Annotated in this window: 12 protein-coding genes; 9 read left to right on the forward strand and 3 right to left on the reverse strand. The window is 48.6% G+C overall.

Annotated elements, in window-relative coordinates; translation table 11 throughout:
• Positions 1-4: 4 nt before the first annotated feature.
• Complete coding sequence (locus tag QMN93_RS20735) at positions 5-202, forward strand: DUF2933 domain-containing protein (protein ID WP_000843494.1); 198 nt, start codon at positions 5-7, stop codon at positions 200-202.
• A gap of 33 nt (positions 203-235) precedes the next feature.
• Here QMN93_RS20735 and QMN93_RS20740 read toward each other — a convergent pair whose 3' ends face one another.
• Together QMN93_RS20740 and QMN93_RS20745 are read right to left on the reverse strand one after the other, a co-directional pair.
• The gene (locus QMN93_RS20740; RefSeq protein ID WP_004118669.1) at positions 236-973 is read right to left on the reverse strand and encodes a peptidoglycan DD-metalloendopeptidase family protein; all 738 of its coding nucleotides are present in this window, start codon (positions 971-973) and stop codon (positions 236-238) included.
• 288 nt (positions 974-1,261) lie between these two features.
• Complete coding sequence (locus tag QMN93_RS20745; protein WP_001023257.1) at positions 1,262-1,711, reverse strand: copper resistance protein; 450 nt, start codon at positions 1,709-1,711, stop codon at positions 1,262-1,264.
• Between the two features lie 234 nt (positions 1,712-1,945).
• On the opposite strand from QMN93_RS20745, the gene pcoA reads away from it, so the two are divergent.
• From pcoA to QMN93_RS20780, 7 genes are all read left to right on the forward strand, one after another.
• The gene (gene pcoA, locus QMN93_RS20750) at positions 1,946-3,763 is read left to right on the forward strand and encodes a multicopper oxidase PcoA (protein WP_000925242.1); all 1,818 of its coding nucleotides are present in this window, start codon (positions 1,946-1,948) and stop codon (positions 3,761-3,763) included.
• A gap of 5 nt (positions 3,764-3,768) precedes the next feature.
• Complete coding sequence (gene pcoB / locus QMN93_RS20755) at positions 3,769-4,659, forward strand: copper resistance outer membrane transporter PcoB (protein ID WP_001378118.1); 891 nt, start codon at positions 3,769-3,771, stop codon at positions 4,657-4,659.
• Positions 4,660-4,698: 39 nt separating this feature from the next.
• The gene (gene pcoC / locus QMN93_RS20760) at positions 4,699-5,079 is read left to right on the forward strand and encodes a copper resistance system metallochaperone PcoC (protein WP_000025662.1); all 381 of its coding nucleotides are present in this window, start codon (positions 4,699-4,701) and stop codon (positions 5,077-5,079) included.
• Between the two features lie 55 nt (positions 5,080-5,134).
• Complete coding sequence (gene pcoD, locus QMN93_RS20765; RefSeq protein WP_080821469.1) at positions 5,135-6,013, forward strand: copper resistance inner membrane protein PcoD; 879 nt, start codon at positions 5,135-5,137, stop codon at positions 6,011-6,013.
• Between the two features lie 54 nt (positions 6,014-6,067).
• Positions 6,068-6,748 carry a copper response regulator transcription factor PcoR gene (gene pcoR / locus QMN93_RS20770; protein ID WP_001188930.1) on the forward strand — a complete coding sequence of 227 codons (681 nt, stop codon included), beginning with the start codon at positions 6,068-6,070 and terminating at the stop codon, positions 6,746-6,748.
• Positions 6,745-8,145, forward strand: a complete 1,401-nt coding sequence (gene pcoS, locus QMN93_RS20775) for a copper resistance membrane spanning protein PcoS (RefSeq protein ID WP_001211180.1) — start codon at positions 6,745-6,747, stop codon at positions 8,143-8,145. The genes pcoR and pcoS overlap by 4 nt, the downstream gene beginning before the upstream one ends.
• Before the next feature lie 217 nt (positions 8,146-8,362).
• Complete coding sequence (locus QMN93_RS20780) at positions 8,363-8,797, forward strand: hypothetical protein (protein ID WP_000723070.1); 435 nt, start codon at positions 8,363-8,365, stop codon at positions 8,795-8,797.
• Positions 8,798-9,054: 257 nt separating this feature from the next.
• Here the strand turns inward: QMN93_RS20780 and QMN93_RS20785 are convergent, their stop codons facing one another.
• Entirely contained in the window at positions 9,055-10,164 is a 1,110-nt protein-coding gene (locus QMN93_RS20785; RefSeq protein ID WP_193140151.1) for a nickel/cobalt efflux protein RcnA, read from the reverse strand.
• Positions 10,165-10,286: 122 nt separating this feature from the next.
• Here QMN93_RS20785 and rcnR point away from each other — a divergent pair, with 122 nt between their 5' ends.
• On the forward strand, positions 10,287-10,559 hold the full coding sequence (rcnR, locus tag QMN93_RS20790; protein ID WP_000019951.1) for a Ni(II)/Co(II)-binding transcriptional repressor RcnR: 273 nt from the start codon (positions 10,287-10,289) through the stop codon (positions 10,557-10,559).
• The last annotated feature ends 104 nt before the right edge of the window (positions 10,560-10,663 follow it).

Raw genomic sequence — 10,663 nt, forward strand, 5'->3', positions numbered from 1 at the left:
CAGTATGAAAAGTACCACCTATGCGCTTATTGCTGTCGCCGCGATCGCGGCATTTGCCCTCCTGCGCGAACACTGGTCACATGTGGCAGGTTACTGGCCATATCTGTTATTGCTGGTCTGCCCGCTAATGCATCTTTTCCACGGCCACGGAGGGCATGGAGATCATCAACATCACGGAAGTGAAAACGATAAAAAAAATTAATCCGGCAGACGGGGCCGCGTCGCGGTCCCGTTATCAGTCCAGGTATCGTTCGTAGTCTCTGGCATGCGCAAAGGCATGCTGTTCGAGTTTGTTATCAGCGGGTGCCGCTGCCCGGAACGCCAGAGAGTTAACAGGGTTGTTATTGATGACCAGCTCGTAATGCAGATGAGGACCGGATGAACGTCCGCTGTTACCGGATAACGCAATAGCGTCTCCCCGTGTAACCCTGGCCCCTTTAGTAACGAGTATTTTATTGAGGTGGAGATAGCGAGTTTTAACACCGGCTTTTCCCGTTACTTCAACAAAATATCCCATGGTACTGTTGTATTCGGCCCGGGTGATTTTTCCGTCGATGACGCTGACTATTTTCGTGTTCATGGGCATGGAATAATCAATGCCATTATGGGGACTCACTTTTCCCGATACCGGGTTAAGCCTTGCAGGATTGAAAGGCGAACTGAGTCTTGCTGTGGCCGGTAACGGATAATCGAGACTGCCTTTCCCGGAAGTATCGGAAAGGTTATAGAACTTTTTATCTGATATACGATACGCCGTGTAATTAAATGAACCGGACGTAAATTTATAGGCCACGACACGTGATTTTCCCGCTTTCTTTTGCAGTACGAGTTTTAATGATTCATTTTTTTTCAAATGCCGCAGATTAAACCGGGAAGGCAAGGAGCGCTGAAGAGTAGCGATCTCGTTCGATTCCAGCCCCGAGCGGGTGGCTGAAAGGTAGGCATTTTCTTTTACGACATCGGTAGAATACATTTACTGGAATTCGCCGTTAGCATGAACACTGCGGCGTATGCTAGGGGTTTTCAGGAGGCGTGTCATCTGTCAGTTAATCGGGAGCACCGTTGATGGTCGTCATTTTTGTAACATATCTTGTTTCCCGTTTGCTCCGGAAGCTCTGGGAACTGTATGACCAGCCCGACGGTGATGATTAACGGGACTGAAACAGGTTACGGCAGAGCAATATGGGGCTCATGTCCTGCTACGTAACCCGTCAGTAAAGCCCTGCTGCGCACCTGACGCTAAGCACTAACCCGCCTGCAGTTACCTGGTCGAATACAGCCCGCGAAGCTTTCTTGCCTGCGTCTGATGTGCTTCCGCACCGGCATTATTGACCTGCTCATGCACGAGAGCGGCTTTTTCTCCGGCATTCAGTTCGTTAAAAGAAGAAGACGAGGTCTTTGAATTTGCATCACTGCCGGACAGCATTTTTTTATGTTCCTCAATCATTTTCTGATGCGCATAGGACGCGCTGTTGTTCATAAATGAATGAGCAACAATGGCCCTTTCATGTTCATTCATTTCAGAGAATGAGGGCGTGTTGTTTTTATTAACCCTGTCCGGTAAGTTTTCATGCGTCGAGGAATTCACATGACTGACGGCTGAGGCATTATTAACAAATCGATGTGCTTCATGGGCAATATCACTGGACTGAGCAAAAGCTGCCCCACAAAATAAAGCTGTAAACGCAGTGGTCGTGATTAATATATTCATGTGTAATTACCTTCTGAGGTACATAAAAGATGTCCTTATGATCATATATAAAAATAATCAACCTGTGGGGAAGATGACGTAAATGTAATACAGCTATGTACATTACACGATTGTAATGAATTTGTTTCTTAAGGTGTGCTAGATTCATTTCATTGTAAGTGGATGAACCAGTAATTTAATTTAAATCGGTTCTCGAATTCTGTCAGTAACCATACTTTAAATAAGGGAATGCGCATGCTGTTGAAAACGTCTCGACGAACTTTCCTGAAGGGGTTAACCCTCTCTGGCGTAGCCGGAAGTCTTGGCGTATGGAGTTTCAATGCGCGTTCCAGTCTGAGCCTGCCAGTTGCCGCATCCCTGCAGGGTACTCAGTTTGACCTGACCATTGGTGAAACGGCCGTCAATATCACGGGCAGTGAGCGTCAGGCCAAAACAATCAATGGAGGCCTGCCGGGGCCCGTTCTTCGCTGGAAAGAAGGTGACACCATTACCCTGAAGGTCAAAAACCGTCTTAATGAACAGACGTCCATTCACTGGCACGGCATTATTCTTCCGGCCAATATGGATGGTGTTCCGGGGCTGAGTTTTATGGGCATAGAGCCTGATGATACCTACGTTTACACCTTTAAGGTTAAGCAGAACGGGACTTACTGGTACCACAGCCATTCCGGTCTGCAGGAACAGGAGGGGGTATACGGTGCCATTATCATCGATGCCAGGGAGCCAGAACCGTTTGCTTACGATCGTGAGCATGTGGTCATGTTGTCTGACTGGACCGATGAAAATCCTCACAGCCTGCTGAAAAAATTAAAAAAACAGTCGGATTACTACAATTTCAATAAACCAACCGTTGGCTCTTTTTTCCGCGACGTGAATACCAGGGGGCTGTCAGCCACCATTGCCGATCGGAAAATGTGGGCTGAAATGAAAATGAATCCGACTGACCTCGCGGATGTCAGTGGCTACACCTACACCTATCTCATGAACGGGCAGGCCCCGCTGAAAAACTGGACCGGACTGTTCCGTCCCGGTGAAAAGATACGCTTACGGTTTATCAACGGCTCGGCAATGACCTATTTCGATATCCGTATCCCCGGGCTGAAAATGACGGTCGTGGCTGCAGATGGCCAGTATGTAAACCCGGTTACCGTTGACGAATTCAGGATTGCCGTTGCCGAAACCTATGATGTCATTGTGGAGCCTCAGGGTGAGGCCTATACCATCTTCGCACAATCCATGGACAGGACCGGTTACGCTCGAGGGACACTGGCCACGAGAGAGGGGTTAAGTGCTGCCGTTCCCCCCCTCGATCCCCGTCCTCTGTTGACCATGGAAGATATGGGTATGGGGGGAATGGGACATGATATGGCAGGAATGGACCACAGCCAGATGGGAGGCATGGATAACAGCGGAGAGATGATGTCTATGGACGGTGCTGACCTTCCGGATAGCGGGACATCCTCCGCGCCCATGGATCACAGCAGCATGGCCGGTATGGATCATTCCCGGATGGCCGGAATGCCGGGTATGCAAAGTCATCCTGCGTCAGAAACGGATAACCCACTGGTTGATATGCAGGCGATGAGCGTCTCTCCGAAATTAAATGATCCGGGTATTGGTCTTCGAAATAACGGAAGAAAGGTTCTCACGTACGCGGATTTGAAAAGCCGCTTTGAGGATCCTGACGGACGTGAACCTGGCCGTACCATAGAACTGCATTTAACCGGCCACATGGAAAAGTTTGCCTGGTCATTTAACGGAATCAAGTTTTCAGATGCCGCACCGGTGCTGCTGAAATACGGTGAGCGGCTCAGGATCACGCTGATCAACGATACCATGATGACTCACCCCATTCACCTGCATGGTATGTGGAGCGATCTGGAAGATGAAAACGGTAATTTCATGGTTCGTAAACACACAATAGATGTTCCCCCTGGTACAAAACGCAGTTACAGAGTGACAGCAGATGCGCTTGGCCGCTGGGCGTATCACTGCCATTTGCTCTATCACATGGAAATGGGAATGTTTCGTGAAGTCCGGGTGGAGGAATGATGCGAATGAAGAGAAATTTGAAGGCCATACCTGTTCTGGTCGCCGGTTTGTTTACCTCACAGCTTTCTATTGCGGCGGGCTCCGTCTCTGCAGATCCCCACGCCGGGCACGACATGTCTGCCATGCAGATGCCAGCAGATGAGAATTTCACTGAGATGACGTCAATGGAGCCCATTGTAACTGAGAGCAGAACGCCAATTCCGCCTGTTACCGATGCCGACCGGAAGGCTGCATTCGGCAATTTACAGGGGCATGCGATTCACGACAGTGCGATTAATTATCTGGTTCTGCTGGATCAACTGGAATGGCAACGGTCGGATAACACCAACAATTTCAGCTGGAGTGTTAACAGCTGGATTGGAGGCGACACAGATCGGATTTGGCTAAAGAGTGAAGGTGAACGAAGCAATGGGGAAACGGAGGCGGCTGAAGCGCAGTTACTCTGGGGACATGCGGTTGGCCCATGGTGGGATTTGGTTGCGGGTGTCAGGCAGGATTTCAGACCTGCTTCTGCCCGGACCTGGGCTGCTGTCGGTTTTCAGGGGCTGGCACTCTATAATTTTGAGTCTGAAATTACGGGTTTTGTCAGTAATGGCGGAAAAGCAGCCCTTCGTCTGGGAGGAGAATACGACGTTTTACTGACTAACCGGCTCATACTCCAGCCATCCTATGAGGTGAATTTCTACAGTCAGGATGATGAATCGCGGGGTCGCGGCAGGGGACTGACTGACACAGAGCTGGGGCTCCGGCTGCGCTATGAAATACGCCGTGAGTTTGCACCCTATATAGGCGTTTCCTGGAATCAACTTTACGGGAAAACATCCGATATGGCGAAAAGAGAAGGTGAGAAAGACCATCAGGTAGTATTCCTGGCGGGAGCCAGAATCTGGTTTTAACGCACTGATATAAAACACTCAACTAAACAGGTAAATAAAATGTCGATTTTAAATAAAGCCATTCTTACAGGTGGCCTCGTTATGGGCGTTGCTTTCTCTGCTATGGCCCATCCGGAATTAAAAAGCTCTGTGCCACAGGCTGATTCAGCCGTAGCGGCCCCGGAAAAGATTCAGCTTAATTTCTCGGAAAATCTGACCGTGAAATTCTCAGGTGCAAAATTAACGATGACGGGTATGAAAGGCATGTCATCACATTCTCCGATGCCGGTCGCGGCAAAAGTGGCGCCAGGCGCTGACCCTAAATCGATGGTCATTATTCCGCGAGAGCCTTTACCCGCTGGCACTTATCGTGTTGACTGGCGCGCGGTTTCTTCAGATACGCACCCTATTACCGGTAATTACACCTTTACAGTGAAGTAATATTATGAACGACCTGATTATGATTGTTATTCGTTTTCTTCTTTATCTGGATTTGATGGTAATATTTGGATTGCCATTTTTTCAGATATATGGAATAAGCGGTGTCAGACATGAAACCTATAACCTGACTAATTTCAGGTCGTTTATAACCTTTGCTGTTGTTACAGGCATCATTCTTACTGGCATTAATATGCTCCTGGTATCTAATGCCATGAGTGGAGTAACTGACCTCAGAGAATTATCCATCCATGTTATCGAGATGGTGATAGAAGAAACTGATGTGGGTATTAGCTGGATTGTCAGGCTCTGTGCCCTGTTTACCACACTCGGTGCTTTGTTCCTTTACACTAATAAGAGAGTATTGTCCTGCCTGCTGATGACGATGAGTGGGGGCGTGGCGCTGGCTACACTTGCCTGGGGAGGACACGCCGTTATGCATGACGGTCTGCATTACTATCTCCATTTACTGAGCGATCTGACCCATCTCGGCGCTGCAGGTGCCTGGACAGGTGCTCTGGTTGCATTTGCTATCCTGCTGATGCGCAGAAACGAGCATAATGCACAGAGCGTCATTGTGATATCTGACTCCCTGGCAAAATTTGCCACGGCAGGAACGGTGATTGTTGTAGCCCTGATCCTGAGTGCGCTGGTCAACTATCTGTATATTGCTGAGGGTAACTTAACTCCCTTATTCAACAGTTCCTGGGGGAGGATATTGCTTGCCAAGACGGCTCTGTTTGTTCTGATGCTTCTTCTGGCTGCAGCAAACCGGTTTCACCTGGGTCCCCGGCTTGAAGTTATGGTCAGGGAAGGGAATTATGATCGCAGCGTTGCCCTGATGCGAAACAGCATCCTGACAGAATTCGTTGTTGCGATTATCATTCTGGGCGCCGTAGCGTGGCTTGGAATGCTTGCTCCGTCTCAGATCAGCTAGGGGACAGCCAAAGCTCATGCGTGAGATTTTTACTTTCATATCAGCGAGTTGACCATGCAGCGTATTTTAATCGTTGAAGACGAACAAAAAACAGGTCGTTACCTGCAGCAGGGACTGGTTGAGGAAGGCTATCAGGCCGATCTCTTTAATAATGGCCGCGATGGTCTCGGGGCCGCGTCGAAGGGACAGTATGATTTGATAATACTGGACGTGATGCTGCCTTTCCTCGACGGGTGGCAAATCATCAGCGCACTGAGGGAGTCCGGGCACGAAGAACCGGTCCTGTTTTTAACCGCAAAGGACAACGTGCGGGACAAAGTGAAAGGACTGGAGCTTGGCGCAGATGACTACCTGATTAAGCCCTTTGATTTTACGGAGCTGGTTGCACGTGTAAGAACCCTACTGCGCCGGGCACGCTCGCAGGCCGCAACAGTCTGCACCATCGCCGATATGACCGTTGATATGGTGCGCCGGACCGTGATCCGTTCGGGGAAGAAGATCCATCTCACCGGTAAAGAATACGTTCTGCTTGAGTTGCTGCTGCAACGCACCGGAGAAGTGTTACCCAGGAGTCTTATCTCGTCCCTGGTCTGGAACATGAATTTTGACAGTGATACGAATGTGATTGATGTCGCCGTGAGACGTCTGAGAAGTAAAATTGATGATGACTTTGAGCCAAAACTGATCCATACCGTTCGCGGTGCCGGATATGTCCTGGAGATCAGAGAAGAGTGAGGTTCAAAATTTCCCTGACCACACGCCTGAGCCTGATTTTTTCTGCGGTGATGCTTACGGTATGGTGGTTATCAAGTTTTATCCTGATTAGCACCCTGAATGGCTATTTCGATAATCAGGACCGCGATTTTCTGACAGGTAAACTTCAGCTCACCGAAGAGTTTCTTAAAACAGAGACGTTCAGGAACAAAACGGATATTAAGTCATTATCAGAAAAAATAAACGATGCGATGGTGGGGCACAATGGCTTATTCATTTCTATAAAAAACATGGAAAATGAAAAAATTGTTGAACTCTATGCCAAAAATTCTGTTGTTCCAGCGGTCCTGCTTAATAAGTCGGGTGATATTCTCGACTATATGATCCAGACGGAAGAAAATAACACCGTGTACCGCAGTATCTCGCGGCGGGTTGCCGTGACGCCGGAACAGGGTAAAAGCAAACATGTCATCATTACGGTTGCCACGGATACTGGGTATCACACCCTGTTTATGGACAAACTCAGTACCTGGCTGTTCTGGTTCAATATCGGTCTGGTCTTTATTTCTGTTTTTCTGGGCTGGCTGACCACACGTATTGGTCTGAAACCGCTACGGGAAATGACCAGTCTGGCTTCCTCCATGACCGTACACAGCCTGGATCAGCGTCTAAATCCCGATCTGGCTCCGCCGGAAATCTCTGAGACCATGCAGGAGTTCAATAATATGTTTGATCGCCTGGAGGGGGCATTCCGGAAACTGTCAGATTTCTCGTCTGACATCGCGCATGAGCTGCGCACACCAGTCAGTAATCTGATGATGCAGACGCAGTTTGCACTGGCTAAGGAAAGGGATGTTTCGCATTACCGCGAAATTTTATTCGCTAACCTGGAAGAACTGAAAAGGTTGTCACGAATGACCAGTGACATGCTTTTTCTGGCACGTTCAGAGCATGGTCTGCTGCGGCTGGATAAACATGATGTGGATCTGGCAGCCGAACTGAATGAATTACGTGAGTTGTTCGAGCCCCTGGCAGACGAAACAGGAAAGACAATCACGGTTGAAGGAGAGGGCGTTGTTGCCGGAGACAGCGATATGCTCCGACGTGCTTTCAGTAACCTGCTTTCCAATGCAATCAAGTATTCTCCCGATAACACCTGTACAGCGATACACCTTGAGCGTGACAGTGACTGTGTGAACGTGATGATTACGAATACGATGTCCGGCCAGGTTCCCGCTAATCTGGAACGTTTGTTTGACCGGTTCTATCGCGCAGACTCATCAAGGTTCTACAACACGGAAGGCGCGGGGCTGGGATTATCAATTACAAGGTCGATCATTCATGCTCACGGCGGCGAGCTGTCAGCAGAACAGCAGGGGCGGGAAATTGTGTTCAAAGTGCGCCTGTTAATGGATTAATCCCGTTCTTCAGGAGAAACCTGGAAGGTGACAAAATTGTCATCATTCAGTCACGCGATAAACAGAGGCGGTTTTTTATAATCATACATAAATCAGGAGCAGAGTGATAACGCAATCGCCTGGTTCCTGGAGTGATGAATAACCCGCCCTGAGATCAAATGCTTTCTCTGTTATAAGCCGTTGATTGTTTGGGTATGAAAACACCGGAGACCCAACCATGAAAAAGATCCTTGTATCATTTGTTGCCATTATGGCTGTCGCTTCATCCGCCATGGCTGCAGAGACAATGAACATGCATGACCAGGTAAATAATGCCCAGGCACCCGCCCATCAGATGCAGTCAACCTCTGAAAAAAGCGCTGTTCAGGGAGACAGTATGACAATGATGGATATGAGCGGACACGATCAGGCTGCAATGTCCCATGAAATGATGCAAAACGGCAACGCTTCTGCCCACCAGGACATGGCGGAGATGCATAAAAAAATGATGAAAGGCAAACCAGGGGCCACCAACGAATCAGCAACGTCATTTTCAGAAATGAACGAGCATGAAAAAGCCGCTGTTGTGCACGAGAAGGCGAATAATGGTCAGTCTTCCGTTATTCATCAGCAGCAGGCTGAAAAGCATCGCAGCCAGATCACCCAGAATTAACCCGCAGCTCCACTTGTTAGACCCTCATTTGACGCCGAAGTCACTGGCTTACGCTCCCATTCGGGAGCGTTTTTTTTATTCTTTCATTTATCATTGAGTCTTATGGGAATGGATTTAATCAGTTACTTAATCCCTGCCTCAGCAACAAGTCCCGGAAAGAGCAGCTTTATATTCCGGGTTTTTCTGCTCATAACCTCAACGGTGGCGCTTAGGATGTACTTTGTAAGTACCCAGAGTGTGTGTCATCAGTACCGGTGTTAATGCACCAGCCCATTCCAGCCATGTATACCCATGTAAATCCCAACAGCAGCAATCAGGGCGCTTGAAATATAGGGGGCTCTTCTGGCGATGGTATTGAAGCCACTCCAGCGTTTGGCGACCTGACGAACGCTGATCGCCGCACCCACTCCAACCGTTACGAGGGTCAATGCCAGGCCGATACTGAAACAAACAACCAGTGTGGCACCCAGCGTAAGCGCTTTAAGCTGAAGGCAGATCAACAATACAGTTATAGCTGCCGGGCAAGGGATAAGCCCTCCTGTCAGTCCAAATATCAGGATTTGCCCGTTGGTTACTTCTTTCCCGTCGAAGCGGCGTTTTATGTCATTGGCATGAGCCAGTTCGTGAGCGTCCTGATACTCTTTCGAATTCACATCCAGCCCATCAAGCTCAGAGTGGTCATGGTCGTGTTCAGCGAACGCCACATCATAGTCATGGACATGACCACGATGTCCCAGAGACAGACGTACGTTGAAACTGTGAGGCTCAGGGATGAGAGATGTTGACTCCAGATAATCACCATGATCAACAAATTCAAAAGTCTGAGAGATCGTACTGTTTTCCCGAAGTGTGGTTAATGAGATATCTTCAGAAGCCCATCTTTGGCCACTAAGAGTGCGTAGCCGCCAGTGGGGAAGTTGTCCTTCTTCAAAAATGGACAGTTCAACTTTTCCATGGCCAGTATCGATCAACCTTGTTTCGTCATGGTGATGATGTTCATTCTCCTGCATTCCCTCCAGCCAGTTTTTCTCACCGCTCCAGGTTCGCCAGAACATCCAAAAAGCCGTACCAAGGATGATCACTGAAGAGACCATCTGTAGCCAGGGTTCGGCTGATTCTGCGGTAAATTTATTACTGATATACATCCCTCCAAAAGCAATCAGCCATACGACTGCAGTGTGCGACAATGTTGCCGCGACACCCAGCATCACGGCCTGACGTACGGTGCCTTTTATAGCAATGATGAATGCTGCCATCATTGTTTTGGAGTGCCCGGGCTCCAGTCCATGAAGCGCGCCAAGCAGAATGGCGCTGGGGATGAAAAACCATGCGTTGCCTTGCTGAAGAAGTGTCGTAAATTCGTTCATGAGAATCATTCTTGGTTATTAAGTGTAGGCCGGATTCTACTCCCCCCCAGTAAAATATACTACCCCCCAGTAGAATAACGCTGGTATAGTTACATAAAATATCCAGGAGAGTGAGAGCCCACATGTCACATACCATCCGCGATAAACAAAAACTGAAAGCACGTACAAGCAAGATCCAGGGGCAGGTTGCTGCGCTGAAAAAAATGCTTGATGAACCTCACGAATGTGCCGCTGTACTGCAACAAATAGCCGCCATACGTGGTGCCGTGAATGGTTTATTGCGTGAAGTGATTAAAGGACATTTGACTGAACATATTGTTCATGAAAGTGAAGAACAGAAACGAGAAGAAGACCTGGACGTTGTGCTGAAGGTTCTGGATTCTTACATCAAGTGACAGTTTGGCTAAAAGCCCTGAGCATTATGAATCGCCACGCGTTTAACAGACACCTCAGAGTCATTTAAGATGACTTAAAGAGAGGTGCCCATGAGCGGTAAGCG

The organism is Enterobacter sp. R-1.6.2 (assembly GCF_035064085.1).
Taxonomy (GTDB): domain Bacteria; phylum Pseudomonadota; class Gammaproteobacteria; order Enterobacterales; family Enterobacteriaceae; genus Enterobacter; species Enterobacter asburiae_B.

Excerpts from the sequence above, each read along its gene's own strand:
- pcoA (WP_000925242.1), top strand. The coding sequence starts at position 1,946 with ATGCTGTTGAAAACGTCTCGACGAACTTTCCTGAAGGGGTTAACCCTC.
- pcoC (WP_000025662.1), top strand. The coding sequence starts at position 4,699 with ATGTCGATTTTAAATAAAGCCATTCTTACAGGTGGCCTCGTTATGGGC.
- QMN93_RS20785 (WP_193140151.1), bottom strand. The coding sequence starts at position 10,164 with ATGAACGAATTTACGACACTTCTTCAGCAAGGCAACGCATGGTTTTTC.
- pcoB (WP_001378118.1), top strand. The coding sequence starts at position 3,769 with ATGAAGAGAAATTTGAAGGCCATACCTGTTCTGGTCGCCGGTTTGTTT.
- QMN93_RS20740 (WP_004118669.1), bottom strand. The coding sequence starts at position 973 with ATGTATTCTACCGATGTCGTAAAAGAAAATGCCTACCTTTCAGCCACC.
- QMN93_RS20745 (WP_001023257.1), bottom strand. The coding sequence starts at position 1,711 with ATGAATATATTAATCACGACCACTGCGTTTACAGCTTTATTTTGTGGG.
- QMN93_RS20780 (WP_000723070.1), top strand. The coding sequence starts at position 8,363 with ATGAAAAAGATCCTTGTATCATTTGTTGCCATTATGGCTGTCGCTTCA.
- pcoD (WP_080821469.1), top strand. The coding sequence starts at position 5,135 with ATGGTAATATTTGGATTGCCATTTTTTCAGATATATGGAATAAGCGGT.
- rcnR (WP_000019951.1), top strand. The coding sequence starts at position 10,287 with ATGTCACATACCATCCGCGATAAACAAAAACTGAAAGCACGTACAAGC.
- pcoR (WP_001188930.1), top strand. The coding sequence starts at position 6,068 with ATGCAGCGTATTTTAATCGTTGAAGACGAACAAAAAACAGGTCGTTAC.
- QMN93_RS20735 (WP_000843494.1), top strand. The coding sequence starts at position 5 with ATGAAAAGTACCACCTATGCGCTTATTGCTGTCGCCGCGATCGCGGCA.